General features: G+C 66.3%; 30 protein-coding genes and 1 tRNA gene. 6 read left to right on the forward strand and 25 right to left on the reverse strand.

What is annotated here, in order from left to right; genetic code table 11:
* Window positions 1–33: 33 nt before the first annotated feature.
* The 3 genes from lysA to AB0G47_RS11485 form a co-directional block, all read right to left on the reverse strand.
* Window positions 34–1,425: a diaminopimelate decarboxylase gene (lysA, locus tag AB0G47_RS11475; RefSeq protein ID WP_360767164.1), complete on the reverse strand. Its 1,392-nt coding sequence runs from the start codon at window positions 1,423–1,425 to the stop codon at window positions 34–36.
* Window positions 1,426–1,441: 16 nt separating this feature from the next.
* On the reverse strand, window positions 1,442–2,506 hold the full coding sequence (gene nrtL / locus AB0G47_RS11480; protein ID WP_360767167.1) for an ArgS-related anticodon-binding protein NrtL: 1,065 nt from the start codon (window positions 2,504–2,506) through the stop codon (window positions 1,442–1,444).
* A 129-nt stretch (window positions 2,507–2,635) separates the two neighbouring features.
* The gene (locus AB0G47_RS11485) at window positions 2,636–3,088 is read right to left on the reverse strand and encodes a response regulator (protein ID WP_360767170.1); all 453 of its coding nucleotides are present in this window, start codon (window positions 3,086–3,088) and stop codon (window positions 2,636–2,638) included.
* Window positions 3,089–3,323: 235 nt separating this feature from the next.
* Here AB0G47_RS11485 and AB0G47_RS11490 point away from each other — a divergent pair.
* Window positions 3,324–3,395, forward strand: a tRNA-Arg gene (locus AB0G47_RS11490).
* A gap of 228 nt (window positions 3,396–3,623) precedes the next feature.
* On the opposite strand, the gene AB0G47_RS11495 is transcribed toward AB0G47_RS11490, so the two are convergent.
* The 16 genes from AB0G47_RS11495 to AB0G47_RS11570 form a co-directional block, all read right to left on the reverse strand.
* Entirely contained in the window at window positions 3,624–4,997 is a 1,374-nt protein-coding gene (locus AB0G47_RS11495; RefSeq protein WP_360767172.1) for a tyrosine-type recombinase/integrase, read from the reverse strand.
* Window positions 4,994–5,164, reverse strand: a complete 171-nt coding sequence (locus tag AB0G47_RS11500) for an excisionase (RefSeq protein WP_360767174.1) — start codon at window positions 5,162–5,164, stop codon at window positions 4,994–4,996. Before AB0G47_RS11500 ends, AB0G47_RS11495 begins: the two co-directional genes overlap by 4 nt.
* Window positions 5,165–5,175: 11 nt before the next feature.
* A complete protein-coding gene (gene repSA, locus AB0G47_RS11505; protein WP_360767177.1) occupies window positions 5,176–6,573 on the reverse strand; it encodes a replication initiator protein RepSA in 1,398 nt (465 codons plus the stop codon).
* Window positions 6,570–7,640, reverse strand: a complete 1,071-nt coding sequence (locus AB0G47_RS11510) for a DNA cytosine methyltransferase (protein ID WP_360767179.1) — start codon at window positions 7,638–7,640, stop codon at window positions 6,570–6,572. The genes repSA and AB0G47_RS11510 overlap by 4 nt, the downstream gene beginning before the upstream one ends.
* Window positions 7,637–7,882 (reverse strand): hypothetical protein, encoded by a 246-nt coding sequence (locus AB0G47_RS11515; RefSeq protein ID WP_360767182.1) that lies wholly within the window; start codon window positions 7,880–7,882, stop codon window positions 7,637–7,639. Before AB0G47_RS11515 ends, AB0G47_RS11510 begins: the two co-directional genes overlap by 4 nt.
* Window positions 7,879–8,331, reverse strand: coding sequence for a Pycsar system effector family protein (locus tag AB0G47_RS11520; protein WP_360767185.1), 453 nt, complete (start codon window positions 8,329–8,331; stop codon window positions 7,879–7,881). Before AB0G47_RS11520 ends, AB0G47_RS11515 begins: the two co-directional genes overlap by 4 nt.
* Window positions 8,328–8,510 carry a hypothetical protein gene (locus AB0G47_RS11525; protein WP_360767188.1) on the reverse strand — a complete coding sequence of 61 codons (183 nt, stop codon included), beginning with the start codon at window positions 8,508–8,510 and terminating at the stop codon, window positions 8,328–8,330. Before AB0G47_RS11525 ends, AB0G47_RS11520 begins: the two co-directional genes overlap by 4 nt.
* A 94-nt stretch (window positions 8,511–8,604) precedes the next feature.
* Entirely contained in the window at window positions 8,605–8,943 is a 339-nt protein-coding gene (locus AB0G47_RS11530) for a SpdD-like protein (protein WP_360767190.1), read from the reverse strand.
* A gap of 25 nt (window positions 8,944–8,968) precedes the next feature.
* On the reverse strand, window positions 8,969–9,124 hold the full coding sequence (locus tag AB0G47_RS11535; protein WP_360767193.1) for a hypothetical protein: 156 nt from the start codon (window positions 9,122–9,124) through the stop codon (window positions 8,969–8,971).
* A 25-nt stretch (window positions 9,125–9,149) separates the two neighbouring features.
* Window positions 9,150–9,341 (reverse strand): mobile element transfer protein, encoded by a 192-nt coding sequence (locus AB0G47_RS11540; RefSeq protein WP_360767196.1) that lies wholly within the window; start codon window positions 9,339–9,341, stop codon window positions 9,150–9,152.
* A gap of 20 nt (window positions 9,342–9,361) precedes the next feature.
* The gene (locus AB0G47_RS11545) at window positions 9,362–10,030 is read right to left on the reverse strand and encodes a DUF2637 domain-containing protein (protein WP_360767199.1); all 669 of its coding nucleotides are present in this window, start codon (window positions 10,028–10,030) and stop codon (window positions 9,362–9,364) included.
* A gap of 76 nt (window positions 10,031–10,106) precedes the next feature.
* Entirely contained in the window at window positions 10,107–10,286 is a 180-nt protein-coding gene (locus AB0G47_RS11550) for a hypothetical protein (protein ID WP_360767202.1), read from the reverse strand.
* On the reverse strand, window positions 10,283–10,489 hold the full coding sequence (locus AB0G47_RS11555; RefSeq protein ID WP_360767205.1) for a hypothetical protein: 207 nt from the start codon (window positions 10,487–10,489) through the stop codon (window positions 10,283–10,285). The genes AB0G47_RS11550 and AB0G47_RS11555 overlap by 4 nt, the downstream gene beginning before the upstream one ends.
* 213 nt (window positions 10,490–10,702) lie before the next feature.
* On the reverse strand, window positions 10,703–10,888 hold the full coding sequence (locus tag AB0G47_RS11560; protein WP_360767208.1) for a hypothetical protein: 186 nt from the start codon (window positions 10,886–10,888) through the stop codon (window positions 10,703–10,705).
* A gap of 80 nt (window positions 10,889–10,968) precedes the next feature.
* On the reverse strand, window positions 10,969–12,324 hold the full coding sequence (locus tag AB0G47_RS11565; RefSeq protein ID WP_360767993.1) for an FtsK/SpoIIIE domain-containing protein: 1,356 nt from the start codon (window positions 12,322–12,324) through the stop codon (window positions 10,969–10,971).
* Between the two features lie 2 nt (window positions 12,325–12,326).
* Window positions 12,327–12,686: a hypothetical protein gene (locus tag AB0G47_RS11570; RefSeq protein WP_360767210.1), complete on the reverse strand. Its 360-nt coding sequence runs from the start codon at window positions 12,684–12,686 to the stop codon at window positions 12,327–12,329.
* A gap of 169 nt (window positions 12,687–12,855) precedes the next feature.
* Here AB0G47_RS11570 and AB0G47_RS11575 point away from each other — a divergent pair, with 169 nt between their 5' ends.
* Together AB0G47_RS11575 and AB0G47_RS11580 are read left to right on the forward strand one after the other, a co-directional pair.
* Window positions 12,856–13,587, forward strand: coding sequence for a helix-turn-helix transcriptional regulator (locus tag AB0G47_RS11575; protein WP_360767213.1), 732 nt, complete (start codon window positions 12,856–12,858; stop codon window positions 13,585–13,587).
* A 35-nt stretch (window positions 13,588–13,622) separates the two neighbouring features.
* Complete coding sequence (locus tag AB0G47_RS11580; protein WP_360767216.1) at window positions 13,623–14,093, forward strand: NUDIX domain-containing protein; 471 nt, start codon at window positions 13,623–13,625, stop codon at window positions 14,091–14,093.
* Here AB0G47_RS11580 and AB0G47_RS11585 read toward each other — a convergent pair whose 3' ends face one another.
* Window positions 14,094–14,651, reverse strand: coding sequence for an HDIG domain-containing metalloprotein (locus tag AB0G47_RS11585; RefSeq protein ID WP_360767219.1), 558 nt, complete (start codon window positions 14,649–14,651; stop codon window positions 14,094–14,096).
* 1,052 nt (window positions 14,652–15,703) lie between these two features.
* On the opposite strand from AB0G47_RS11585, the gene AB0G47_RS11590 reads away from it, so the two are divergent.
* Complete coding sequence (locus tag AB0G47_RS11590) at window positions 15,704–15,838, forward strand: hypothetical protein (protein ID WP_360767222.1); 135 nt, start codon at window positions 15,704–15,706, stop codon at window positions 15,836–15,838.
* Between the two features lie 105 nt (window positions 15,839–15,943).
* Complete coding sequence (locus tag AB0G47_RS11595) at window positions 15,944–16,453, forward strand: hypothetical protein (protein ID WP_360767225.1); 510 nt, start codon at window positions 15,944–15,946, stop codon at window positions 16,451–16,453.
* 1,058 nt (window positions 16,454–17,511) lie between these two features.
* On the opposite strand, the gene AB0G47_RS11600 is transcribed toward AB0G47_RS11595, so the two are convergent.
* Entirely contained in the window at window positions 17,512–19,473 is a 1,962-nt protein-coding gene (locus AB0G47_RS11600) for an ATP-binding protein (RefSeq protein WP_360767228.1), read from the reverse strand.
* 727 nt (window positions 19,474–20,200) lie between these two features.
* Window positions 20,201–20,641 carry a VOC family protein gene (locus AB0G47_RS11605; protein ID WP_360767231.1) on the reverse strand — a complete coding sequence of 147 codons (441 nt, stop codon included), beginning with the start codon at window positions 20,639–20,641 and terminating at the stop codon, window positions 20,201–20,203.
* Window positions 20,642–20,840: 199 nt separating this feature from the next.
* Between AB0G47_RS11605 and AB0G47_RS11610 the strand changes: the two genes are divergently transcribed.
* On the forward strand, window positions 20,841–21,257 hold the full coding sequence (locus tag AB0G47_RS11610) for a hypothetical protein (RefSeq protein ID WP_360767234.1): 417 nt from the start codon (window positions 20,841–20,843) through the stop codon (window positions 21,255–21,257).
* 72 nt (window positions 21,258–21,329) lie between these two features.
* Here the strand turns inward: AB0G47_RS11610 and AB0G47_RS11615 are convergent, their stop codons facing one another.
* The 3 genes from AB0G47_RS11615 to AB0G47_RS11625 all read right to left on the reverse strand — a co-directional run bounded on the left by AB0G47_RS11615 (window position 21,330) and on the right by AB0G47_RS11625 (window position 25,114).
* The gene (locus AB0G47_RS11615) at window positions 21,330–21,617 is read right to left on the reverse strand and encodes an acyl carrier protein (RefSeq protein ID WP_360767236.1); all 288 of its coding nucleotides are present in this window, start codon (window positions 21,615–21,617) and stop codon (window positions 21,330–21,332) included.
* Window positions 21,618–21,655: 38 nt separating this feature from the next.
* Window positions 21,656–24,085 carry a hypothetical protein gene (locus AB0G47_RS11620; protein ID WP_360767239.1) on the reverse strand — a complete coding sequence of 810 codons (2,430 nt, stop codon included), beginning with the start codon at window positions 24,083–24,085 and terminating at the stop codon, window positions 21,656–21,658.
* A 63-nt stretch (window positions 24,086–24,148) separates the two neighbouring features.
* Entirely contained in the window at window positions 24,149–25,114 is a 966-nt protein-coding gene (locus AB0G47_RS11625) for an SAM-dependent methyltransferase (protein WP_360767241.1), read from the reverse strand.
* Window positions 25,115–25,155 lie beyond the last annotated feature (41 nt).

The following is a 25,155-nucleotide window of genomic DNA, read 5'->3' on the forward strand; positions in this document are numbered from 1 at the left end:
ATCCCCTGTCCGAATCATGAGACATCTATTTCATTACCCGACATCGAGACGCAGGAGATCTTCCTCCGTCTCGCGCCGGACGATTACGCGCGCCGCACCATTCTTGACCGCGACGACCGGCGGACGGAGCGCGTGGTTGTAGTTGCTCGCCATGGAACGGCAGTACGCGCCGGTCGCGGGCACGGCGATCAGATCGCCGGGAGCCAGGTCGGCGGGGAGGAAAGCGTCCTTCACCACGATGTCGCCGCTCTCGCAGTGCTTGCCCACGACGCGTACGAGCATGGGCTCGGCGTCGGACTCGCGCGACACCAGGGCGACGCTGTACTCGGCGTCGTAGAGCGCGGTGCGGATGTTGTCGGACATGCCGCCGTCGACGGAGACGTACGTACGCAGACCCTCGAGCGGCTTGACGGTGCCGACCTCGTACAGCGTGAAGGCGGTCGGCCCGACGATGGCGCGCCCCGGCTCGACGGAGATACGAGGGGTGCGGAGATCGGCGGCCTCGCACTCACGCGTGACGATCTCGCTCAGTGCCTTGGCGATCTCGTGCGGCTCGCGCGGGTCGTCGTCGGAGGTGTACGCGATGCCGAGCCCGCCGCCGAGGTCGATCTCGGGAAGCTCGACACCGTGCTCGTCACGGATCTCGGCGAGCAGCTGCACGACACGACGGGCGGAGACTTCAAAACCGGCCATGTCGAAGATCTGCGACCCGATGTGCGAGTGCACGCCGATGAGCTCGAGCCCGTCCAGCTGCAGCGCGCGGCGGACGGCCTCGGCGGCCTGTCCTCCCGCGAGGGCGATGCCGAACTTCTGGTCCTCATGCGCGGTGGCGATGAATTCGTGGGTGTGCGCTTCCACGCCGACGGTGACGCGGATCTGCACGGGCTGCCGCTTGCCGAGCCGCTCGGCGATGTGCGCGACCCGCACGATCTCCTGGAAGGAGTCGAGCACGATGCGCCCCACGCCGACGGAGATGGCCCGCTCGATCTCCTCTTCACTCTTGTTGTTGCCGTGGAAGGCGATGCGGTCGGCGGGCATCCCGGCGTCGAGGGCGGTGGTGAGTTCGCCCCCGGAACAGACGTCGAGGTTGAGTCCTTCTTCGTGCAGCCAGCGCACGACCGCACGCGAGAGGAAGGCCTTGCCTGCGTAGAAGACGTCGGCGTCGGTGCCGAAGGCGCCGCGCCAGGCGTGGCAGCGGGCACGGAAGTCGGCCTCGTCGAGGAAGTAGGCGGGGGTGCCGAACTCCTCGGCGAGCCGGGTCACTTCGATGCCGCCGACGGTGGCGACACCGTCCGCGTTGCGGGTGACGGTCTGCGCCCAGACCTTCGGGTCGAGGGAGTTCAGATCGGCGGGCGGCGCGGTGTAGTGCCCTTCGGGCAGTACGTCGGCGTGGCGGGGCCCGGCGGGGTGTGCGGAACGGCTCATGTCGCGGTCGTCTCTCTCACAGATGTTCTGGTGCGCTGATGCCGAGCAGGGACAGGCCACCGGCGAGCACCGTCCCGGCGGCTTCGGCGAGCGCGAGCCGGGCGCGGTGGGCGGCCAGGGGTTTCTCGTCACCGCGCGGCAGGACGGACGGCTGAAAGGCGAGGAAGGCGTCGGCGGTGGTGACGAGGTGCCGGGCGAGGCGGTCGGGCGCGTGACGCCGGGCGGCGGCTGCGAGGACGCGGGGGTGGTCACCGATGGCGTCGAGGAGGTCTTGCGCTTCTTGTACGTCTTGCACGTCGCCGGGGACGGCGTCGAACCCGAGGGCCTCGGCGTTCCGGCTCAGGGCACGGGTACGGGAGTACGCATACCGCACGCGGAAGAGGGGGTTGCTCTCGCGCTGGGCGAGGTGCTGCTCGGCCGGCTCGATCCGGGGGCGGTCGTGCCCGGCCGGATACAGCAGGGCCCAGCGGGCGGCGTCGCGGCCGAGGGGGGTGGGGTCCTGCGGGGCGGGGACGGGGCGGAGCGTGTCGAGCGGGACGGGAGGCTTCCCGTGGGCGTCGACGCGCACCCCGAGGCCGGTCGACCAGCCGGGGTCGGGCGCCTCGTCACAGGTGACACGCACGAGGGCACCCTGCGAGCGGAGGATCCGGCGGAGGGTGTCGGCGAGGACGGCGGCGCGGACTTCGCGGGGGAAGTGGAGCTGGTGGCGGGCGCCGGTGTCGGGGTGGACGTGCCCGTAGCAGGCACCGCGCTCGCGTACGTCGCGTACGAGGGCCGCTCCCCCGCTGTTTCCGCCTTCGGCGAGGGTGATGTTGAGGAAGCCGGGCCCGGTGATGTCGATGGAGGCGATGCCGGGCTCCGCGGTGAGCCGCGGGGACAGAATCTCGGCGACCTGCATCGGCGGACGCCCGGCGGCGCGGGCGACCTGCAGGGCGACGTTGGTGGCGTAATCCCCACGCCCCCCGGGCCGAGGCCGCTCGACGATCACCCGCTCGGGCATGCCCACGTCACGTAGCTCACCGTCATCGACGGCGCGGCGCATGGCGCGCAGCACGGAACGGGAGAGCTCGACGGGGGTCACGGGGACAAGCGTATGGGAGGAGGGGGGTAGGGACGCGACCCGGTTTGGCGGATGGTCCGGGATGTGGACGGGGGGTGGGGGTCTCCGGGGTGGCCGGGCCTCTGCGACAGGGCGCGCGGGGCGGTCGGCTCAGCCGCCGGTGCGGCCGGCTCGCTCGGCCTCTCCGGTCCCGGCCGCGCAGTCGCCGCCGAGCGCTTCGCCGCCGCGGCCGCGCTCCAGCAACTGCCGTACGATCCCGACGAGTTCACCCGGCTCGAAGGGCTTGGCGAGGAAGGCGTCCACGCCCACTTCAAGACCGCTCTCCACCTCGTACTGAGTACAGGCACTGACGATCACGATGGGCAGATGCCGGGTCCGCGGATCGGAACGCAGCCGCGCGGCGGTCCGCAGCCCGTCAAGGCGGGGCATCACCACATCAAGGGTGACGGCGTCGGGCCTGACCTCTTGCACCACGTCCAGGCACTCGGCACCATCGGCCGCGGTCACCACCTCGAAGCCCTCCAGCTCGAGGTTGACCCTGATCAGTTGCCGGATGACCTTGTTGTCGTCCACAACAAGCACGCGGCCGGGCACGCCTGACACAACTCGAGAGTAGGTCTGCCGACACCGCCGCGTCCGGGTTTTCCCCACTTCTGCCCTGTGCGGGGGATGCCTGGGGTGCGCGTCCGCCCCGGGTGGGGGACCCCGGGGCGACCCCTGGGAAGCGCGGTGCGGTGCGGCCGTTCCGGCGGCCGCGGAGATGCGGAAATACCTGTTCATGGGGAGCCCATTGGAGCTGGTAGGGTTCTACCCGTCGCCGCGCAATCAGCGCTGACACGCCCCCGTAGCTCAGGGGATAGAGCAACGGCCTCCGGAGCCGTGTGCGCAGGTTCGAATCCTGCCGGGGGCACCTTGTATGAGGTGTCCGAAGACCCCGCCATCAGCGGTTTCGCTGAGGACGGGGTCTTGGCGTATCTACGGACGTGTGCAGCCGTATGCCGCCCTTAGCGGCCCTATGTCAGAGTCTGTGGACTATTCGTGGACATGATCTTGGGGCGTTTCCCCAGGTCAGTCCCCACAAAACGACGAAGGCCCCCGGACAGGTCCAGGGGCCCTAGCGTCGACGCGTGGTCGTCGGTCAGTCGTACTCGCTCAACAGATCCTCGATACGGCGGTTGGCCACCTCCTGACGACCATCGAGGCACTTCGCGTAGCGGCCGAGCAGGACCTCAACGCTGTTGCCAGCTCGCTCGGCTACCTCTGTTGGATCGACGCCGGCGTTGAGCCACGTCGACAGCGCGGAGTGCCGCAGGTCGTACGGCCGTCGAGCCAGCGGCGAGGCAGCCGCGGCCGGTGGGAGGGCAAGCAGCCGGGCTTCCTGCCAGGCCCGCCAGTAGGTCGAGGAGGCCACCACTCCCCCACGCTCGCTGTAGAACAGGCGCCCGTCCGCGGCAGTGCCGAAGGTGTCGAGCTGCTCGCGGAGTACGGCCACGAGCTGCGGCGGGATAGGCACGCGGCGGACATCCTCAGCAGCACGGTTCTTGAGCCCGCGGTCATCGTGGGTCTCGCCGGAATCGGTCCACTGTCGGCCGACACTCGGGCGTGTGCGGTGCAGGAGAGCAGAGCCCCAGCCTTCCCCGGGCAGGACGAGATCGGGTTCGGCGAGACCGACAGCTTCCGCGGGACGGAGGCCGGCGAAGTACATGCAGGCGAAGAGTCCGACCAGACGTCGCCCGCGCGCACGACGAAAGCCGCCGACGTAGGACACGGCGTGGAGCAGAGCGCGCGCCTGTTGCGGGTTGGCCACCACCCGGGGGTCTACCTCACTAGATGCCTTGGGCTTCTGCCAGCGCACCGCAGCCAAGGGGTTTTCCCGGAATTCGCCCAAGTCCACGGCGTAGTACAGGGCATTGACGAACGTACGCCTTTTGCGACGCACCGTCTCCGCGGCAGCGGCCTTCCCATCGAGGCGAATCTTGAACGAATCAAGAACCTCACGGGCGGTCACCGGGTCGACGAGGCAGTCCAGGGGGCGGGATGCTTTGGTGACCCAGTGCAGAGCATTGGCGACGTCAACCGGCACATCCCGATCCTGGGGACCGGGCAGGACGAATGCCCAGTTGCGTAGAGCCTTTCTCAGGACGTCGTCAGCTGGGCGCCCCGGGCGGTCGTCCAGTAGGGCCAACGTCACGGATGTCAGGGCCTCATTGAGACCATCGCGCGTGTTGGGGGCCGCATGTGGCCACTTCATCGCCAGATACCGCAAGCCGAAGGCGTACCAAGTCAACACGGCCCGCTTCGCAGCCATCGACGCAGGCAGACCCGTCTCACCGTCGAACTCCTCGCCCTCTCGCGCAGCACGTAGGAGCTTGGCTCGATAGTGATCAGCCAACGCCTTCGTGCGGAATGACTCCGAGAAGACATTGCCAGCGACGGACCAACGCACGTCGTAGGAAGCTCGTTTCGAGGCTCGCTTACGGACGCCCCAGATCTTCACGTCGAGGGATTTCACGCCGCCTCTTCCAGATCACGCAGCCACGCGTCGTAATCGCTCCGCCATACCCGAAGTTCGCCGTTCGGCAGCTTGAATGCGGTCGGCGCCTGCCCAAGTTCCCGCCACCGGTAGAAGGTTCGCCGGGAGACATCCCGCAGCTCCGTCAGGATCTCGGCCACGGTCATTAGTTCGTCTTTCACTGGTGCGCTCCTTCCAGGACGGGTTGGTCGTGCAGGGCTTCGCGTGCGGTTTCGCGGTTGAGCTGGAGGTCGCGGGAGATTGATGCGGCGAGGGCGGATTCGCCGGGGGTGTGGCCGTGGCCGGCGTATTGCCAGGAGGCGAGGACGAGCACGGTGTCGGGTTCGTGTCCGTCGAGGCCGAGGGCTTCACGTTCTTGGGCGGCTCGGTAGTCGGCTCTGATCTGTCGCAAGGTGCCGAGGGTGGTGGAGTAGCGGCGGGACTTGGTGGAGAAGTGGCCGCGGAAGCCGAGCATGTGGGCCCAGGCCGTGAGCCGTCGCTCCGGGTAGGCGGGGGCGAGGTCGAAGCAGGCGTCGATCAGGCGGCGAGGGTGGTCGGGCAGGCCGAGGAGGGTGGCGGCTTCGCGGTTGCCGATGCGACGGTCGACGGTGCCGGTGTTCTCGGCGGCTTTGGTGGCGTACTTGGCAACGTAGGAGGCCACTGCTTGTTCGGTGATCTCGGAGCCGTCGCCGAACGCCTTGATCGGGCGCACGTCGAGCTGTCGTCCCCAGAGCAGGGACCAACCGGAGTACCCGGCTTCCTCGCTCGGGGGCACGGTGACCGTGACGTACGAGTGCGCGGCGGCGGCACGGATCGCTTGCGTGAGCAGGTCCGTGCTCGCCCAGTCCGGCGGTGGGGTGTCGGGTCCATCGGGTCCGTCGATGCGGATCACGGCGTGGAAGTGGACGGCTCCGCGCTTTTGGAATTCGGCGACCTTGCCGTATGAGAGGCGGGCGGTTTCCTTGAATGCCTTCTGGGTGATGCCAGCTTGGGCTGCGAGCTCGCGGCGTAACCGGTTGATGAAGCGGTGCCACAGCTCGCCGGCGTGGTTGTTGAAGAGCACGGCGCCCGCGTAGTCGTAGCGCGTCGGATCAAGCGGGGTGCCGAGCGCCGGGTCGTCGTCACGGTGGGCGATGCCGCAGCGGCAGGCCCCGGGGGTGGGCTGGTTGTGGACGGGGCCGAAGCTGGGGGCGGTGAGAGTGGCGAAGACGCGGGGCCGGTGTCGGATCGTTGCGGGGATCTCGTGGCGTTGGTCGCCGACGAGTCCGGCGCGGATGAGGTGGTAGGTGTCGCCGGCGTAGGTCCAGGCGCAGGCCGGACAGCGCGAGGCACGGCGGTTGCCACACGCAATCCGCAGCCGACCGCCCGGCTCGTTCTCGGTCGTGTAGTGCCGCAGGGTTTCGCCGGTGGTGCGGTCTTTGGCGATGGACCAGCCGGTGAGGTGGATCGGGTCGGAGCAGCCGCCAGTGCGTCTGATCTGGTCCTGCCAGCGGTCGAAGCGGTCGGAGCCGGCCACCCGCAGCATGTCGCCAAGAGTGGCCGCATCCAGGCCCGCCACGGTGGCGGTGTCGGTCACGCGGCCACCCCCACAGCGGTCGGGGCGGTCAGGCCGGCGAGGAGCGCACCGGCCATGGGCGGGGGGACGGCGTTACCGAGCTGCTCGAACTGCTTGGTGCGCGAGCCCTGCCAGGGATAGTCGGACCGGAAGCCCTGAAGGACGGCGCCTTCCTGGACGGACAGGCGGCGCACGGCGGTGCCGTCATCGTCGTACCAAGACACGTCCTTGAGCGCGTGGCCGAACAACAGGGTGGGCGCCGGCTGGTCGAGGGTGCGGCGAGTGGCGCGCTCCCGGTTGCCCATGCGCAGCGTCCAGGAGCGGGCCCGACCGGTGATCGCCCAAGACGGAGCGGAGGTCGAGAAGCGAGTGCCGCCGCCTTCGTGTTCGCCGCGGGTGATGACATCGGCGACGGGGCAGCCGAGCGCGTCGGCCATGGTGACCCATGCCGGACGGCCGGGGCCGAAGAGCGATTCGGGTTCCGCGACCGTGCTGTGGGTGGGTTCCGGGGGCCCGACCGAGGTGGTGCGAGAGGCGAGCAGGATGCAGCGTCGCCGGGTCTGGGGGAGGCCGTAGTCAGCGGCGTTGAGGATGCCGACCCACGTCGTGTAGCCACGGGCTCGGAGGATGCGGGCGATGTGGTCGAAGACCGGCCGGACCGCGGGGACTTCCTCCAGGGCGACCCAGTCCGGGGCGAGGTCCAGGGCGTAGCGGAGGGGTTCGACGACCAGGAGCGAGCGTGCGTCGGCGCACCGGGCGCGTAAAGCGTCGCGGGTGTCCTGTCCCGCGGCGAGGTCGTCGAGGGCCCGGTGACACAGCTCTCGGTCGTCCTCCCCCGCCCGGAGGCCAGCGGCCGACCAGGTCTGGCAGGGGGCGGAGCCGGCCAGCCCGGTGAACTTCCCGGCGAGTGGGGCGGTGGGGTAGGTGGCGACGTCGGCGCGGATGGTGGTGTGTCCGGCGGCGGCGCGGGTGGCACAGGCGGCGGCATCGATCTCGATGCCGACCTCACGCACACCGAGTCGGCGGAATCCCTCGGCCCACCCACCGGGGCCAGCGAAGAGATCCAAGACGTAAGGGTTCGTAGTCATCGGGTGCCCTCCTTGCTGCTCTTACGGGGAGGGTCGGAGTAGTAGCGGGTGGTGCCCAAGTCGCGGCCGTCGTGTTCGTGGCGTGGGGCGGTGGGGTGGTCGTCGTTCCACGTCTCTGCGCACACCTTGTAGACGGGTTCGCCGGAGTGGGCGCGCAGTGGGGTGGGTTTGCCGCATTGGGTGCAGGCGCACGTGTCGCCGTGATCGAAGTGCTGTCCCGAGTTCCAGTTCAGGAGGCTCATGCGGCACCGCCGGCGACGATCAGTGCTGCGGTGATGAGCAGTCCGCCACCGATGCGAACGAGGTCGACTGCCCGCTTCAGGTCGGTGAACTTGGCGACCGCGATGCGGGAGAGGGCGGCGATGTGCTGAGTGCTGTGGTCGCTGGCTAGTTCGGTCTCGATCTCTTCGGCGGTGAGTGTCGCCCAGAGCGAGAAGCCGACGCGGTGCGAGCCGCCCAGGCTTGGGCGGACCGAGCCCAGCAGTAGGCCGGCCGCTGTGATCAGCAGTGCCACACCGGTGCCGCCGACCACGACGGCAGCGACGTTCAAGGGAGCGTCCTTGGCGACCGTCCAACCACCGGCCAGCACTGCACCGACGAACGCCAGCAGCAGAGCGGCTTTGTTGTCGGTGCGGGCCATCTCCGCTTTGACGTCGGCCAGAGCGGCGGTGAGGTTCTCCGGGGCGCTCATGCAGCCACCTCCCGTACGCGGGCCTGGCGGGCCCTGCCGGTTCCGTGGCAGGTCGTGCAGCGAGCCGTGACCGTGCGCAGGTGGCCGTGCCGGTTGCGGCCGCCGAGGGTGACCTTGACGGTGGCGAACCCGTCGCAGTTGCCGCAGATGCGGGCCGGGGCAGCAGTGGGGTGGGTCATGATGGTGTGGCTTCCTTCCGGATCGGTTGTTTCGGGTGGGAGGTGCGGCACCGGAGCGGACTGGACTTGGTGGTTGAGACCGCTCCGGGGCCGGTCAACGGGTGTGCTTGGCCCCGCCGTTGATGAGCGAGCGGATGACCAGGGCGCAGATCGCCAACGCGACAGCGGTGATGGCGACCGCCAGGAGCATGGAGACCAGCACCGCGCCGACGACAAGCACCACGGCCGTGCCGGCGCCGACCATGACGATGAGCGAGCCCGGGGTGAGCTGCACCGTGGGACCCGTGGACGTGGCCGGCGCCGGGGCACTGTGCTGGCAGAAGCAGTCGGTCGAGGCGTGGTGGTAGTCGGGCTGTGTGATCGCGCTCGCGGTGGTGATGACCGGGATCTCGCCGGTGGGTGCCGGATTGATCGGTACGCGGGGCTGAAACATGGGGTGATCTCCCTTCTGTGGTGGGTTACTTGATGGCCGGGTCGAGGGCGGGGGCGAGCAGGCTGTCGGCGAGGAGGTAGCCGCCGAGCAGCAGGACGATGACGAGCCAGGCCGGCGGGCGGACGAGTTTGATGCCGAGGTAGCCGACGACTGCGAGGGTGAACCAGAGCGGGACGGACATGACCAGGTCTTCCTTGTCTTGCAGGTCAGTTGATGCGGCAGTGGTGGCCCTTGGCGGCCATGCAGGCGCCGGAGTAGGTGTTGAAGTCGGCGGACCAGCCGCATTTGTCGGCGGTGCAGGCGGCGACGTAGCACTTGTGGCCTTCGCGGTCGTGCGCGGTGCCGATCTCTACGGGGCCGTAGGACATGACTCGCTGGAAGATGAAGCCGTGCGGCATGACGGGTGATCCTTTCTGTGTCAGGTGAGTTGGGCGGCGATCGCGTCGGCCATCGGGGCCGGGACGCCGAGGCGGGCGCGCAGGGTGTCGATGTCGATGCGGGATCCGGTGCGGGCCTGGTGCTCGTCGGCGACCTTGCGGGCGTGGCTGACCAGCGCGGCCGGAACCGCGGGAACCTCCGCAGCGGCAGGAGCTTCGGGCAGGGCCGGAACCGGGTCCGGCTCGGCAACGGGCGCCGGCTCGATGACGGGCTCGGGATCCGGTACGGCCGTGACAGGAGCTGGCGGAGCCGGCTGCTCGTTGCCAGCCTTGGTGCTCGCGGGCTCCCGTGTCGGGGAGTGGGCGAGGAGGGTGCCGCCGAGGAAGGCGAGGGCGGGCCAGCCGGCGACGCCGAAACGTAGCCAGGCCGGGGGATGTTGGAGGTCGAGGAAGCCGGCGGTGGCGACGTTCGCGCCGAGCGAGGCGACCAGGGCGATGAGGAACCAGCACCAGGCCAGCCGGGAAGGCCCGGAATTGCGTAGCCGGCGCCAGGCGGCGACCAAGAGCAGGTCGACCGAGATCGGGTAGGCCCAGGCCTTCCAGCCGGTCTGTCCGGCCGCCGCGGCGATGTCGTGCAGGTGCGCGAAGGACAGCGCCCCGGCGATCACGGCTTGGACGAGCACCGCATCCATGCGGATCTTGCTCTTCATCTCGGTTCCTCCCTTCAACGGAGTTGGAGCCGGGACGGGGCGGGGATCTGGCCCGGCCGCCCGGTCCCGGCGGTGATCAGTCGGTAGGCGCTTGGCCAGAGCCGAGGCAGCCCAGGCACAAACCGTTCTGCTCACCAACGGGGCGGCGCTTGCGGCCGACGCGGACCGGGCGGGGGACTTCCCCGGTGCCCTTGCACGTCGGGCATTCCTTGACGGCCGGCTCGTCGGCAGCGGGCTTGTCCACGGCCGGGCTCATGACTCCTCACGGGGGTACTGGGGTCCGTCGCTAGGGCCGTAGCCGGGAGGGAAGGTGCCCGGAGGCGGCTCGGGGAGGGACGCGGCCAAGGACGGGCCGACCAGGTCCACAAAAGCTTCGTCCGCGCCCGGTTGTTTGGCGTACAGAGCCAGATCGACGAAGAGGCTCACGGTGCGGGCGAAGTCGTCGCAGTGCTCACACATGGCGATCACCGACCTCTGTGCGCGACTGATGATGGACTTCAGCTGCCTTGGAGGCGGTTTCCAGTCGGGCTAGGAGAGCGTCACGACGCGTCTCCGAATCGGCGAAGCCAGCCCCGTGAGTTCGTCGTGCAAGCAGGCGGCCACCGAAGCAGGCAAGAATCTTGAACAGTGAGAGACGGCTCGTGATCGTCTTTCCGGGTTCAGTCATGGCGATCACTGACCCTTGCGGGGGTAACCGGAGCCGACCACGGCCTTGTTGGTCGCGTTCTCCGCGATCAAGGCGCCCTGCACGACCTCGGAGAAGTCGTCGCTGCCGTTGTCGCGTCCGTAGCTCCTGATGTCCCTGCCGAACCGGGACAGTCGGGCCTTGTTGTCGATGGCGTTTTCGTGCTTGCTCATGGCTTCCTCTTTCTGATTCAGGCATGGAGCGGGTAAGGACCTGGCGCGAGGCGGTCGCGCCGACCGGTGAAGCAGGAAGATCAGGCGGCTTCGGCGACGGGTTCAGCGGTCGCGGGCGCCTTAAGCGGAGCGGTGCGGATCGGCGGGCGGAAGCGCGCCAGCTCCGGGAGATCCGGGGTCATGTCGGCGTGCTTGTTGCAGGCGTTCACGGCCTGGCGCACCGTCGTGTGCGGCGTGCGGATGCGGATCCAGTCGCCGTTGGAATGGCCGACCACGGCCGTGCCCGGACGCTCGTTGGGGATCTGGGTGGTGGCGAACACCGCATGCGGGGAGATGTCCCCAAAGGCCATCTTGGCCGACGATTCATCGTTGACCCGGTGCGCGGTCCGCCCGGTCAACTGGGCGCGCAACATGGTGATTCCATCCCCGAGCTCGGAGCCGAAGCGCTGCCCGTAGATGTCGACGAAAATGCCAGCAGCGCGGCCGAGTTGAGCCAGCCGGACCAGGGCAGTGATCGCACGCTCGCGGCGCAGCTTCTCCGCCTTGTTCGTGAACAGCGCCAGTTCGGCGATCTCATCCACGGTCAGCAGCACCGGGACCGGGCGCAGATGCTCAGGAAGACCCCAGATGTCAGCGGTGATCTCCCCATCCGGTGTGTCCGCACTGACGCGCTGCTCGGACCGGATCACTTCGTAGATCGTCTCCATGCGGGCCACGAGGGCTTCGAGGAGATCGGCAGCGTCATCGGGGTTGTCCGCCAGCGCGGAGAGCCGGCGGGCCATCGGGGCGAGTTCGACACCGTTCTTGCAGTCGATACCGACCAGCGCAATGGGCAGCGGCGCGAGTTCCTTGATGACCTTGCGTTGGTAGACCGACTTACCCGACTGCGTGGCACCCAGCGTCAGCGAGTGCGGGACCTGCCGGTAATCGCGGTAGTGGACACGACCGTCCTCCCGCAGCGCGAGCGCAATCCGCAAACCCTCCCGGTCGACCTTGGCGGGCATCTGCACCCGCTTGAGGACGTCGTAGCCGGTCACCGTGATCTCGATGATTCCGGGCTTCACCTCACGGGAGGTGACCTGATGCACCGCGAAGGCATGCCGCAGCCGATCGGCCGCAGCCGAGAACTCGAAGGCGTCCTGCCCGGGCCGCATCTTGATCCGCAAACGCAGGCCGGTCCTGGTCGGCGACAGCCGCAGCAGCCGGGGAACCCGTTGGCGCGGGATGTCCTGGTTGAGCAGGCGTGCCATTCGCAGCCGCAGCCGCGAGGCGGGAACCGTCAGGTGGCAGGCGTCCATCACGGCCGCGTAGTGGACCCGGACGCGGATCGCGGCGAACAGGATCCCGAAGGCCAGCCAGTACCAGGCGGGGCGGCGCCACCGAAGCAGCAGCGCCAGCCCGACCACGATCACCAGCGTGATCGCTAACCAGCTCATGATCAGGCCGCCTTCGCGCTCTTCGGCGCCCCGACGCTCTGCGCGGTGGCCGCGACCGCACGGAAGCTGATGCCGTGCCGCTTCTGGCCGTTGAACTCGTTCTCCCACGGGCGAGCGATCAGCCCGGTAAGCGCGACCGGCGTACCGATCGCCAGCTCACCAGAGATGGACGACTCACCCACGGTGACCTTCACGACCTCCGCGTTGCCATCCTTCACGAACAGCACGTCCAAGGTCACCAGAAGCTCACCGGTCTGCCTGTCAGCCGCACGCTCCTGCGTCTTCTGGTTCGCGTACTTCGGCTGCGGAGGCTGAGCAACCATCAACGTCGCGCCGACAGTGTCCACGGGGATCTGCTGCATTGTTTGTTCTCCTGATCTTGCGAGGAGTTGAGCCGCCGTTTGGCGGTGAGATCAGGAAACTCCCGAACAGGGTGGACGCAGCACCGGCCCTATGGACCTTTGGGGACGTCTTCGCTATCTTCGAAACGTCCCTAGGTCTTCAAGTCCCTTTGTTCACAGGGGAGATGACATGGCGAACGAACGGTTACGTGCGGCGATCTCCGCCAAGGACGAGACCCTTCAAACCCTTGCCGAACACGTAGGTATCGACCCGAAGAGCGTCGAGCGCTGGATCTCCAAGGACCGCACGCCGCACCGCAATCATCGGTGGAAGGCATCGAAGTTCCTCGGAGTCGACGAGGTCTACCTCTGGCCCACCGTCGAGAAGCAAGCGGAGACAGCGAGCACGTCAGAACTGATCACGTACTACCCGCACCGTGGCGCGGTCCCCGCTTCCCTATGGTCTTCGTTGATCGAAGGAGCGACGAGCCAGGTCGAGATCCTTGTGTACGCGGGACTGTTCCTCTTCGACGGACATCCCGACCTGCCGGACGAGTTGGCCGACAAGGCCCGCGCCGGGGCTCAGATACGTGTCCTCCTCGGAGACCCTGAAGCGCCGATGATTCAGCAGCGCGGTGAAGAAGAAGGAATCGGCAGCGACTTGGCAGCACGCGCCCGGATCACGCGACGGTACCTTGAGCCGGCGAGCAGCGTCCCTGGCGTCGAACTCCGCCTCCACGACACGATCCTGTACAACTCGATCTATCGCTTCGACGACGACGTTTTGGTGAACCCGCACGTTCTTGGTGCGCCCGCCGGACAGAACCCGGTCCTGCACTTCCGCTACCTGCCAGGAGCCCGAACGTTTCGCCACTACATGCGCAGCTTCGACTACGCCTGGGAGCGTGGCCGTCCCGCGTAGAGGTGATCGCAGGACGGACGTGCGACGCTGGAGACATGGCTCGCGTCGACTACGTCAATGATCCGAACGCTCCGAAGGCGAACAGCATCGTCCCCTCCGTGGTTGCCGTGGCAGCCAACGAGGCCGGCGAAGTTCTCCTCATCCACAAGACCGACAACGATCTGTGGGCACTGCCCGGCGGGGGTGTCGAGGTCGGCGAGTCAGTCGCCGATGCCGCCGTACGCGAGACCAAGGAAGAGACCGGGATCGACATCGAGGTGACCGGACTGGTCGGCCTCTACACCAACCCCGGACACGTCATGGCGTACGACGATGGCGAAGTCCGCCAACAATTCTCGATCTGTTTCACAGCACGCATCACCGGCGGAGATCTCCGCACGAGTAGCGAGAGCAAAGAAGTTGCCTTCATCCCACCTGCGCGGCTGTCGGACCTGAACATCCATCCGTCGATGCGGATGAGGATCGAGCATGGTTTGAGCAGCCGGCCAACGCCCTACATCGGCTGATCACGCAGCGGCGTTGAGGCGCGCGAGCGTCCGTTCAACCGCCGCGCTCAGGTAGGGCCGTGCTTTGGTGATCGCGGTGTGGACTTCGCTCCCCGGCTCGTAGCGCACCAAGATCTCATCCATCCGACGGTCGAAGTCGAAGGACTGCCCTGCTGGGCCAGTCGTCATGTCGGAGTAGATCAGGGCGTCCAGAACTTCAGAGTCCTCCCGCTCGTACTCTGCCAACTCCGCTGACAGATCACGCTGCTCAGCCTCGTACACGGCACCCGAGTGATGTGCAACGAGCCGGACGAGCCGAAGCGGTGCACCGAGGGCCTCTAGATGGCGAGCCCCATCAAGGGGGTGAAAGCCGGTCTGCCTCAACTCCGGTGCGTACCCGATGTCGTGCAGCCAGGCCGCGGACACGAGGAGATCGCGGTCAGCATCGGAAACTGCCGGCGAAGCCTCGCGAGCACGAGCGGCAACGGCCTGCGTGTGCAACCAGCGATTACCGAGCGGGGGCAACAGGGACTCAGCCAGTTGAGCCGCACCCTGAGGCGTGTCCAGTGCAGTAAGCATGATTCGCACCGTAGCTGACGCAGGCCATACCCGGACAGCCCGGCATCAGCCGCTCCGGAGCAGGGGCGCGGACAGAGTTTCCCTACTTCATCAAGGCTCGCTGCGCTCGCGACCGCCAGAGTCAGCCGCGAGCTTCAACCACCCCTTGCCTAGGCTTCCGTCCCTGGTGACGCGGGAGAAGCCCACCGGGTACCGCCGCCGCGATCCGACCTAGGGAAGGGAAAAGAGCCAAGCAGGATCCGTAGGGCCGAGAAGCGCACGCCGAAGAACACCCCCATTAAGCCCTCCAGACCCGAGCCGCCCCCGAAGGGGATCAATCCAAGGAACCGAGGGCCCCGACAAGGGGGCAGGGCGCCGGCCGGCCGCCGCCCCGCGTGGCCATGTCTACGCCAGCAACGCGGGGCGCCGTCCGTCCGTCGCCCACCCCAAGGGGCCAAAACCCAGCACCGGGCCATAGGGCACAGGGGATTGCCGCACAGCAGGCCACAGACGCTTTGTGTTACCGACAAGGCCGGATCGCGGCGGCGGTACCCGGCGGGCAAACCCACTACCTGGGCCGTTGCCCCGTGGCTGGGGCGGTCGGTGGAACGGCTTTAGACAGCCACTTTGGCGCGAGCCTCGAAGATCAGGGCCTCAACGTCGTGCTCTACCGGGCAGGTCCACAACTGCCCGACTCGCCGGAAGCTTAAGAGGCCCTGATCACTCGCGCCAAAGCAGCTCCCGTCCAAAGCCGCTCCACCGACCGCGTGCCTGTCTGCGGGTGCAGGGTGGTGCGGAGGTGGGTGGAGTGGTGGGTCGTAGCCGGGGTTCTCGTCGGGGCCGAGTGTGGGTCGGATCGTCGGCGTACGGGTTGGGAACTGGCCAGTCACTGGGGGTTGGGGCAGGTCATGGTGACGGCCGGTCGGCACCGCTGACCTGATGCCCAAGGGCAGCACGAACCTGGGAGGGCGCCAAGATCGTTCAGACAGTGGGGTGCTCCACCTTGTGCGCCCTCCCAGAACCGTGCCGGGCGAAGCCCATCAGGACAACGGCACCGACCTAGGGAGCACACCATGACCTGCCCCAACCCCCAGTGCGAGGACGGCCTGGTTCCCAACCCGTACGCCGAAGACCCTCAGGACGTCACTCTCTGCCCCGACGAGTACCCCGGCTACGACCCGCGCGAGTTCCTCGACTACGAGGGCTGAGCACCAAGGGCCCCGGCTTAGGTCGGGGCCCAAAGCCGCTCCACCGACCGCGTGCGGAGTCTGGCAGCATGTGAGCGCTGTCGATCGTTCAGTCCAGGGAGAGTTGTGCAAGAGGCGTTGATTGGGCTCGTTGGTGTCGTCTTGGGTCTAGGCGGGAGCACCTGGACGACACTCTGGACGAACCGGCAGAATCGCCAAGGCCTTGAAGCGGAGCGGCTGCTGGCTCGGCAGGAGGAGGCGACCCGAGAGATTCGGCAAGCCCTGATCTCCATTCACCACATGAAGGACAGCTTGACGAGCGACCTACCGCCCGACCTGCCCTATCCCGGCTACGAGACGCCGGAGCCGATTACTGAGCTACGTCGCCACATCCACACGATCGACACCTTTATCTTCGTGCTCGCCTCGGCAGAATTGCGTGCCCGACTGAAGGGCGCGACACAAATCATGTGGTACTGGGACAGCCTTGACGCAGGCCCCGGACACCCTGTTTGGATCGCGGTAGATGATGCTGGTGCGTGCATAGGCGCACACCTTCGAGGGGAAAAGCTCCCGGAGGAACCGCCGACTGTGAAGCGTTGCCGTGAAGAGGCCGAGCGGATGACTTTTGGCTGAGTCGTCAAGAGCACCCGCCTTTCTGACATCAGCGGATGACACCAACAAGCGCGAACACTGCCGGTCAAGGCTGCACCCCAGCGGAAGGTCAGCCCCGGCACTACGGGAGTTCAGCACGGTTGAAGGGTCGACGTGGTCGACCTGGTAAAGATGAGGCCAGACCTCAAAGCCTGTGTACTGTGCGGCGCCGTCCTCAACCGGGACGGCGCCCCACCGGCTGACTCGGTCATTGAGAGACCGTCGGCCCCGTGTAGCAAGCTGTGCTAGTCGGTATCGAGAGCTTCCCGGACGGCCTGCCGAAAGGCTGCTCTCGGAGCTTGTATCGCTTTCATCGCGGTATCGAATTCCACAGCCCAACTAGACAGACCTCGCTGCCGGCCCTTCCGCAATGCGTCGCGCCAAGCCGTCCCCGCTGCGTCCAGTTCATACACGGCCTCGATGAGAGACTCCGCGGCCTCAGTCACCTGCCGAGGCCCAGCGACAGAGACTGCACCTACGGCAGCCGTGAACTCAGTCCATAGCTCATGGGCGTGAAGAAAACGTTCCTCCCGCAACTCCTCGTCGCCACTGTCGGATCGCAAGGTGTCAGCCGCTACCCACCAACCAGCCGTGAGCCGCTCGCAGCAGTCCAGTAGTGACGTATACGCCTGACGTCGCATGTCATCGCGCCAACGGGCCCGATCTGCACGTTGTTGCCCACGCTGCCCAAGCATCGTGAACATACTGCCGCCGAGTCCACCGATCGCACCTACTGCGGCGCCGATCACTGCCGCTATCCCTGAATCCACGGCAGGTTATTAGATCGCCAGACGGAATCTGACGCAAGATCACATGACGAGTCAGCCATCGCCGTACAGCAGCGAAGTACAGCAACCACGCTGGCCAGCAGCAACCATCCACACCCCTCGCGACCCGCTTGACCAGCCCAGCAGACCTTAGCGACCGCACCGCCCGTAGTTCGCATCTAGATGACTGCGACTGAGCACACATCACTCAAGGTCACGCTGCGCGAGTCTCCACCACTAGGAGCCGGCGGGGCCGGGCAGCACACCAGCTGATCATGCATCCTGGCTGGAGCCCTCAGCCAATCTCTGCATTCGGCCGTCGTCAGGGGCGCGGTTGAACAGGATGTCAAAATACTCTTCCCACTGCTTCTTCGCGCGCCCCAAAAGCCCTTCCCAGTCAGTCGCATCTCGACCACGGGGGCGCATGTCTTCAATCTTAGTGAGAACGTCTTGAGCCTTTTCAATCTTGTCGGCCACCAATAGGCCGGTAACGCTCCGAAACTCGGAGTTTCGCGCAAGGGTCGCGTTCTCCAGATTGATGAGGTAGCGCTCGTAGCGGTTGAGATGATCCCAATCCACTCGAATGCCAGGACGCATGAATTCCACCACTAGGAGCTGACTGCCAGACGAAAGGACCAGATCCATCCTCGCATTCCAGTAATCTCCGTATGCTTGCTTGGCTACCTCTTCAACCAAACCCTTGACAGATTTCTCGACACGGAACGTTTCCCATTGCGGAGAAATTAGCCAAGGGTTCTGGGCGATGTAATCCCTCACTTCATTCTCAAGCGTTCGATTCTTGATCCTTTCTTCAAGGCCAGTGATGAGGTTCAGCTGGCTCTTCACTCGCTCAGCAGCGTGAAGGGCGTTCATGACCCGAGATTCCACCAGGATCTGCACGAGAGAATCAGCATCCATCTCGTCGGCCTCTGACAGGTCACCGATGAGTCCCTTTAGCCTTCCGCCTTCCCATGCGGTAAGCATAGCCTCAGCCAAGTTTCCGAATTGCTCCTGGGTCAAAGACTGGATGCGGGCGATCGACGTCAGCGCCCTTTCTACGACCTTCCTTTCAGGCTTTTCGAGCTGTCCAAGTCTCACAGAGAATGGCGCCATGCGTTGACGCATGGCATCGACTTTCACTTGAGACCTCTTGGTCTGCCAAAGGCGAAGAAGGGACCTAACACGCGCTTGTCCCCACTCCAAGAGATCTTGAGCTGCTTCCGCCTCCCAGTTGACCCTTTGGCGCTCCGTCGAGATCAGGTCGCTAGGCTGTTCATCTAGATAGTCTGCCTCAACTCGACCAGATAGATAGCTTGTTGCCTGCTGCCCTCCTAGACCCCCGCTGAGATTGAAGAAGAATGGACGTTGCGACATCTTGTGGTGACTAAATACCGAAACTCCGGCGAGTTCAATCTCGCTGATCGGCTCCTTATAAAAGACAAATCTCCAGCGAACTCGGTTTCCGTTTGGTAGCTCCTCTACACCCCAGTCGCCATCAAGAGTAAGACCCTCCGGCATCTGCTTCTGTGTATAGTCACGAGGAAAATAGAACTCGATCTTCTCCATCACTTCAGAGTCAGCAATTTGCGTCCCGTTGACGGTCACATTGAACTCATCAGCACGCTCCAACAGCAGGAAACGTCTGGCCATACTGCTGCGGAACTGATCGCCGTTCGGTTTTTTCTTCAGCGATAGTCCGGTGAGAGTGATCTTTGTGCCGTGCTTTTTGCGTCGACCTTCACTACTCCCTTCGTACTCCAGTACATCAACAGTGAGTGGTTCATCATCGGCATAGCTGTCGGCATCTTCGATCAGCTGATTGGCATCAAGACGGAAAACTGTACGTTCCCCAGTCTCCTTGCTGATGGTCTCAATCGTCACAAACCGCGCAATACCAAAACCAGCAAACTTACCGATCCCCTTCCTTCCCATCATTGGACGGCCCGCTAGAGTTCGATCACTTGCCCTATCCTTCCTTCTGTCATATCCGACATTCAGGTATCGATCCTGACACTGTACGAGCGTCATCCCCTCACCATTGTCCGCAATGACGATTCCGGCGCTGTCTACCAGATTATCCGGAAGCGAGATAGATACCTCTCCGGCATCCGCATCCCATGAATTGGAAACCAACTCCGCAATGGCCGCTACCGGCGACTGATACATGTCGATGCCGAGATGCTCAATGACTCGACCACGAAAACGAATCTCCAACCGGGGAGCATCAGTGTTCACTTAACACCCTTTCAGTTTCAGCGTCCGGGAGAACGGTACCGACAACCTGCTCTGTTTGTGCCGGTTTCGCCGAAGCTCTCCATGCCGTCCACTGCCCTGGGTCAGATACTGGATACGGGTGAGGCAACGTCCAGTAGCGTGAACACAAGATCATCGTGCAGCACCGGTGCGGGTAGGACTGGTTATGAGCGAGAAGCTACGTGTAGGCCAGGTGTACCGCTACGCGAGCGGGAAGGATCCGAAGCCAGCTGTCCTCGACGGTCACCCCTTCCACCACGTGACGCACTCACCAGGGCTGAAGCGCGCGTTGCTTGAAGCGGGCATCAATGGAATGGCGAAGGTGCGTGGTCCTGATGGAGACCGCCGGCCAGCCACCCTGATCCGTTCCAGTCCGTGGAAGGCGGGTACTGACCAGCCCCCCGCACCACTACCGGGAACACCACTCTCCTGGACGCCTTCGAATGATGATCTCCAGTACACATGGCCTCCCCGTGGACTATTCGTGGACGAGCCGTCGTTCGTCAGCAGCATGGGAGGCTATGACCTGCGCATACTGCTGGGACTGAAGGGCCCTCCGGAGCCGTGTGCGCAGGTTCGAATCCTGCCGGGGGCACCTTGGATTAGGTGCCCGAAGACCCCGCCATCAGCGGTTTCGCTGAGGACGGGGTCTTGGCGTATGTGGAGGCGGATGCCGCTGGGCGCAGCCGTTTCGTCCGGCTGCTCCTTCTCAGCGCAGTTGCTCCGCCAGTCCGACGATGATGCCCTCCGGGCCGCGGAGGTAGCAGAGCAGATGGCTGTCCTCGAACCGGGCGATCTCGCCGACGAGTTCGGCGCCGTGCGGGCGCAGGCGGGCCATGGTGTCCTCGAGGTCGTCGACGGCGAACATGACGCGGTGCGTGCCCAGGATGTTGTGCGGCTTGTTGCGCGGCCCGGTGCTGATCACGGCGGGGCTGCGGTACTTCGACAGCTCGAGCCGGCTGTGCCCGTCCGGGGTCCGGAGCATCGCGATGTCACAGTGGACGCCGTCGAGTCCGGTGCACTGGTCGGCGACGAGGCCCTCGACCTCCGCCCTGCCCTCCAGTTCCATGCCGAGTTCCACGAAGAACGCGATGGCGGCGTCCATGTCCTCGACGACGATGCCGACGTTGTCCATCCGCTGAATCGCCATGCCGGCTTCTCCTTCTTCCTCGTGTGGCCGGATGCTGCCTGCGCCTGGCTGACAGGAGTCGGGGTCCGATGTCAGGCGCTGTCAGTGCGCTGTGGGTGTGGTGTCAGGGCCCCCCGGCAGAGTCTTGCTCATCAACAGCAGCAAGCACCCGCCGGGAAGCCCCAGCAGGGGCCGCCCAGAATTGAAGGAGCACGCCACCATGTCCGCCATCACCATCACCTTCACCGAGCAGGACAAGCTCACCCTCCGCACCGCCGCCTACGGGGCCATCTCGCTCCTGGCCGCCGCCGACGCGGCCGGCTCGCCCCACAAGATCGCCACCCAGGGCTCCATAGCCCTGGCCTCCGCCACCGGCCCCGTCGGCTACGTCCTCGCCGAGAAGTCCAAGATCGGAGACCTGGGCGGCACGTCCGTGGCCGAACTCGCCGACAACGTGTTCCCCGCCCTGACGGCCGCCACGGCCCTCCTCGAGAAGCAGGACCCGGCCCAGGCCGACAACTTCCGCGGCATCATCACCATCGCCCTCGAAACCGCAGCCCAGGCCCGCAAGGGCGGCCCCAGCCCCACCATGACCGACATGAGCCACAAGATCACCGCCGCCCTCGACGCCGCGTGACGGGGCCCACCCGATCGAGACAGCGAGGGGCCGGACCCCGATGTGCAGAGTCCGGCCCCTCGGTGACAGCGGCTAGCTCGGCTCCGCCCCGTCCCGCTTCGATGCCAGTGCTCGGACCAGGTCGACCACGTCGCCCACCGTCCTGACGTACGCCAGCTGCTCCCGCTCCACCCGCTGGCCCAGCTCGCGTTCCAGGACCGTGATCAGGTCCACGTAGTCCATCGAGTCGAGGCCCAGGTCCTCGCGGAGGTTGGTGCGGGGGTCCTCGACGTCCTCTCGTGGCATCACCACCGCCTCCGCCAGGAGGGTGATCACTCGGGACTCCAGCTCCTCGGTCGTGCCTGTACCGGGTTGCTCCATGGGGTTCTTCTCCTGCCTTTCCCGCTGTGTTGTCGTCGTCAGGCCTGCGGTGCCACCTGGACTCCTGCCATCGCGATTGCCTTCGGCGAGAGTTCGTCCCGCTGCCAGCCCAGGGACGAGAACCTGCTCAGGCCGTCGCCCTCGTTGTTGTGGCCCACCATCACCGAGTAGAGATTGATGGTTCCCGGCTCCTGGAGCTGGGTGGCGAAAGGTGCGTCGTCGAACGATGCGATCCTGCGGTGGCGGACCTTCAGGGAGCCGTAATCGCGGTCGTAGTCCTCGGGGGTGAAGGTCAGGACTCCCGTCTGGCCGCTCACTGCCGAGGGCTTGACGCTTTCGCGGTATGTGCGGATGACCGAGTGGCTGCCGTTGACGAAGCGGAAGACCGTGAGGTTGCGGCGGAACGCCGAGTGGTCGACCGCTATCTGCTGGACCAGGTTGGGGAGGATGTCAGGGACCATTGCCGCCGTGCCGTCTCCCGTGAAGGAGATGACGTTCTCGTCGCGGCGGGTGGCGATTCCGGGCAGGGCCATCAGGCCGTCGCCCATCAGGCCTCGGCCGTACCAGCCCGAGAAGCCCTGGCTCGTGCGGGGCAGGGTGTTCACCGCCGACAGGCCGGCTCGGCCGATGTCGTACACGCCCACGTAGCGGTAGTCCTCTTCCTCGATGAGGCCCTCCAGGACCCCTCGCAGGCGGCGGAAGAAGTAGTTCGTTGTCATCGGGAGGACCGGCAGCAAACCGATTACGTCTCCGTCTGAGTCCGTCGTTGAGGCGATTGCTTTGCGGCGGAGCTCCAAGACCTCGGGGTCCACGTCGAGGCGCTCGTGCAGGGCGCGCAGGACTCCCTCGATGTCGTCGACGATGCCCAGGCCCGTGAAGGGGGCCCTGTCGATCTCCCGCTCCGTTATCTGGATCGGGGCGAGCTGGCGCAGCGACGACTCGGAGAACGGCGTGTCGATCTGGGGGATCTGCGTGCCGATGAACATGACCGACTGCTCGGCCGACGGGCGCAGTGCGCCCTCCTTGTACAGGTACTCGTAGACGCGCGGCGAGTAGCCGTACATGCTCAGTGTTCCGATGTACTCGTCGATGGTCTTGCCGTCGCGGTACCTGTTCACCGTGCCGGGCTGTGCGACCGAGTCGGCCAGGCCGATGCCCGCCTTCTTCGCCAGCTCGTACATCAGGTCCGTCGCCGTGGCGTTGAGCGGTCCCACCTGGCTCAGGAGCCTTCGGGGTGCGGTGTTGAGGAGGTTCGACAGTTCGTCGACCTCGGAGGAGCGGACCGACTCGACCCGGCGAGTCGTCGGCTCCGGCACCTTCGGCAGTTCGTCGGGCGTCAGTGTCGTCTGGAGTACGTCTCGGGGCGCGATCACCATGACCGGGCCCCGTCCCGCCGAGTACGCCTCGAACGCCTCCGCCAGGCCTGCCGCGATGTCGGCCGACCTCGCGATGTGCACCACCGGGAAGCCGCGGGCCAGCAGCGACGGGCGGCTGTCCTCCGTGCGGTGGATGGTGCCCTGGAAGGGGTGCCACTGGTCGGTGCGTGAGTCGCAGCAGACGATGAAGCCCTTGGTGCCGACCGCCACGTGGTTGGCGAGCGTTCCGCGGAACTCCTCGTGCATGCCGCTGGTCGCGACGATCGCGAACGGCGCGGCGTCGAGCGTGTACCGGGCGAGGGCGGAGCACGCCAGGCTGTGCTCGCTCGGGCCGCGCACGATCGGGTTGCCGTTGCTCACCGCCCGCTGCTCGATGTCGTCGATGAAGGTCGCGACGCCGGAGCCGGTGTAGTAGTGCAGGCCCCAGGCCGAACCCGCCTGCGCCGTAAGGAAGTCGGCTATCGAATCCGCGATGCTGCTCGGCTTCATCGCGGGGCGCAGACGGCTGTTGCTGTGCAGTTGGATCGAGTCGACGAACGCGCAGGCGACATCGGCCGCCACCACCCAGGGCTCCGCCGGCATCCAGCGCGGGGTGAAGAGTTCCACCGAGTAGAAGCTCTCCACGTCCTGGTCGGTGTAGACGTGCACCGAGTACGGGCTCGGCTCGAACTCCGCCGACTCGCCGATGGCCAGGGACAGTTTGGCCAACTGCTCGTTCAGTTCGTCGGGCGAGGTCATGCGGTAGCGGTAGTCGGCGTGGTCGAGCAGGAGCAGGCTGAGGACCGACTTCTGGCCGCCCTGTGCCCCTCCCTGCGCCGCGGTCGCGGCGTTCACCGCCGCCTCCACCGCCGCCAGTGAATCGACCGTGAGCAGCGTGAACCGGTCCTCGGGGGCCACCAGATCGAGGAAGCGCAGACCGCGCGTGACGACCTCGCGGTAGTCGTCGTTCGCCGGGTCGTCGGCCGGTTTCACGGGCACGTCGAGGCCACGCGCTCCGGCCAGGTCCGTCAGCGCTCGGGCCGCCGCGTGGCCGACCGTCTCGCCGTCGGTCACGACAACCACCAGGCGGCGGAAGGGAGTTGCCTGCTGCATTTCGGGCATTTCTGTACGTCCCAACAGTAGAGATGTGATCAGGCAGGGGGTGGGTCAGTTGCGTCAGGCGGCCCCGTTGCGGAGTCTGACCACCGCCGACCACGGAGCCCGGCGCGGTTGCCGCGGATCGGGCTGGGGGAACAGGGAAAGAAGTCGCATGAAGGGAGAAAGGCGCTTCCATTTCGCCGCCGCCGGCAACTGCGAGGCAAAACGTTCGACGGTCCAGCCCGCCTCTTCAAAGAATCCGATTCCGTTGGCCGGGCCGAAGACGACCGGCGCATTGTTCTTTTTGCTGGCCCGGTCGGAGAGTTTGACGACGGCCGGGCTGATGATGTCCGCGATCCACCAGGTGATTCCGGACGACTTCAGGTCCGACATCACGCCACGGACCTCGGATTCGGACAGGTAGAGGAGAAGTCCCTCTGTGATGACCAGGGTTCTGCCCGGCTGTCCTTGTGCAGCTCCTTGTGCAGCTCCTTGTGCAGCTCCTTGTGCAGCTCCTTGTGCCGCCCCCTGATCCGCCCCTTGTGTCGCCTCCTTGAGGAAGGCGCGGCGGGCCTCGCCGTCCGTGAGGTCGACGGGTACGCGGGTGAGCCTGCAGCGCGGCTTCTCGTGGGCGAGGACGCGGTTCTTCTCCTCGACGATCCCGGCCAGATCGACCTCGATCCACTCCAGTTCCGCGGGCAGATCCAGGCGGTAGGGCCTGGTGTCGAGGCCCGCGGCGAGGTTGATGACGCGGTCGCAGCCGTCGGCGACGCACCGCGCGACGAGGTCGTCGATGAGCTTGGTCCGCGCGATGAAGAACCAGCCGTTGCCGAAAGACCGCTTGGCCTCATCGGCGATGACCCTGCCGCGTTCGCCGGCTAGGCCCGCCGCCAGCGGATCGCTGAACAACGCGTCCGGCCGCGCGGATTCACGGGCCCGATACTCCGCGACCCAGCGCGCCGTATCGGAGACATTCGCTATCACCGATTTCACCATGGATTCCCCTTCCCCAGTGCAGAGTTGGTCCTTTCGGTCGCCGCCCACTGTGGGTAGACTCCGAGACCGTATTTTGCTTTTGTTGGTAC

The sequence above is a fragment of the Streptomyces sp. NPDC021622 genome (genome assembly GCF_040640795.1).
In the GTDB taxonomy this organism is placed as follows: domain Bacteria; phylum Actinomycetota; class Actinomycetes; order Streptomycetales; family Streptomycetaceae; genus Streptomyces.

Bases quoted from the DNA above. Each gene is read 5' to 3' on its own strand.
- lysA (WP_360767164.1), bottom strand. From the start codon at position 1,425: ATGAGCCGTTCCGCACACCCCGCCGGGCCCCGCCACGCCGACGTACTG.
- AB0G47_RS11500 (WP_360767174.1), bottom strand. From the start codon at position 5,164: ATGACCGTGGCCGAGATCCTGACGGAGCTGCGGGATGTCTCCCGGCGA.
- AB0G47_RS11510 (WP_360767179.1), bottom strand. From the start codon at position 7,640: ATGACTACGAACCCTTACGTCTTGGATCTCTTCGCTGGCCCCGGTGGG.
- AB0G47_RS11515 (WP_360767182.1), bottom strand. From the start codon at position 7,882: ATGAGCCTCCTGAACTGGAACTCGGGACAGCACTTCGATCACGGCGAC.
- AB0G47_RS11520 (WP_360767185.1), bottom strand. From the start codon at position 8,331: ATGAGCGCCCCGGAGAACCTCACCGCCGCTCTGGCCGACGTCAAAGCG.
- AB0G47_RS11525 (WP_360767188.1), bottom strand. From the start codon at position 8,510: ATGACCCACCCCACTGCTGCCCCGGCCCGCATCTGCGGCAACTGCGAC.
- AB0G47_RS11530 (WP_360767190.1), bottom strand. From the start codon at position 8,943: ATGTTTCAGCCCCGCGTACCGATCAATCCGGCACCCACCGGCGAGATC.
- AB0G47_RS11535 (WP_360767193.1), bottom strand. From the start codon at position 9,124: ATGTCCGTCCCGCTCTGGTTCACCCTCGCAGTCGTCGGCTACCTCGGC.
- AB0G47_RS11540 (WP_360767196.1), bottom strand. From the start codon at position 9,341: ATGCCGCACGGCTTCATCTTCCAGCGAGTCATGTCCTACGGCCCCGTA.
- AB0G47_RS11545 (WP_360767199.1), bottom strand. From the start codon at position 10,030: ATGAAGAGCAAGATCCGCATGGATGCGGTGCTCGTCCAAGCCGTGATC.
- AB0G47_RS11550 (WP_360767202.1), bottom strand. From the start codon at position 10,286: ATGAGCCCGGCCGTGGACAAGCCCGCTGCCGACGAGCCGGCCGTCAAG.
- AB0G47_RS11555 (WP_360767205.1), bottom strand. From the start codon at position 10,489: ATGTGTGAGCACTGCGACGACTTCGCCCGCACCGTGAGCCTCTTCGTC.
- AB0G47_RS11560 (WP_360767208.1), bottom strand. From the start codon at position 10,888: ATGAGCAAGCACGAAAACGCCATCGACAACAAGGCCCGACTGTCCCGG.
- AB0G47_RS11565 (WP_360767993.1), bottom strand. From the start codon at position 12,324: ATGAGCTGGTTAGCGATCACGCTGGTGATCGTGGTCGGGCTGGCGCTG.
- AB0G47_RS11570 (WP_360767210.1), bottom strand. From the start codon at position 12,686: ATGCAGCAGATCCCCGTGGACACTGTCGGCGCGACGTTGATGGTTGCT.
- AB0G47_RS11575 (WP_360767213.1), top strand. From the start codon at position 12,856: ATGGCGAACGAACGGTTACGTGCGGCGATCTCCGCCAAGGACGAGACC.
- AB0G47_RS11580 (WP_360767216.1), top strand. From the start codon at position 13,623: ATGGCTCGCGTCGACTACGTCAATGATCCGAACGCTCCGAAGGCGAAC.
- AB0G47_RS11585 (WP_360767219.1), bottom strand. From the start codon at position 14,651: ATGCTTACTGCACTGGACACGCCTCAGGGTGCGGCTCAACTGGCTGAG.
- AB0G47_RS11590 (WP_360767222.1), top strand. From the start codon at position 15,704: ATGACCTGCCCCAACCCCCAGTGCGAGGACGGCCTGGTTCCCAACCCG.
- AB0G47_RS11605 (WP_360767231.1), bottom strand. From the start codon at position 20,641: ATGGCGATTCAGCGGATGGACAACGTCGGCATCGTCGTCGAGGACATG.
- AB0G47_RS11610 (WP_360767234.1), top strand. From the start codon at position 20,841: ATGTCCGCCATCACCATCACCTTCACCGAGCAGGACAAGCTCACCCTC.
- AB0G47_RS11615 (WP_360767236.1), bottom strand. From the start codon at position 21,617: ATGGAGCAACCCGGTACAGGCACGACCGAGGAGCTGGAGTCCCGAGTG.
- AB0G47_RS11620 (WP_360767239.1), bottom strand. From the start codon at position 24,085: ATGCAGCAGGCAACTCCCTTCCGCCGCCTGGTGGTTGTCGTGACCGAC.